The following is a 291-nucleotide window of genomic DNA, read 5'->3' as shown; positions in this document are numbered from 1 at the left end:
ATTATTGTACGTGTGCCTAGTGACAAATCGTGCTATGTGTTTGTGTCATCCATGTAATCTTATTGACACCATGTACAGCAAACTCATCCAATAAAATCATCCGATGTTGCTGTACACGCCGTGGATCATCATCCACATGCAATGCTAAATTGAAACCTCCCAACTCTGGCTGTACAGATGGTAAAGCCATTGGATGTTGTATATGTGTTTGACCAACATAGACACCTTGAGGCATGGCGAGTAAAAAGGCGAGTTGTATAGTGTTGTTCAAGTTTTTTAATGCGTTCACTT

Annotated in this window: 1 protein-coding gene; it reads right to left on the bottom strand. The window is 40.5% G+C overall.

The features are described from left to right. Positions 1-16: 16 nt before the first annotated feature. Positions 17-291 (bottom strand): laccase domain-containing protein (locus FLQ44_RS13620; RefSeq protein ID WP_206208885.1); only part of this gene is annotated, 275 nt, incomplete at its 5' end.

Origin of the sequence: Vogesella mureinivorans (genome assembly GCF_007644035.1) — a bacterium.
GTDB classification, from domain to species: Bacteria; Pseudomonadota; Gammaproteobacteria; order Burkholderiales; family Chromobacteriaceae; genus Vogesella; species Vogesella mureinivorans.
Note: the sequence above shows the minus strand (reverse complement) of the source record. Positions and strands in the feature narration are given on the sequence as shown.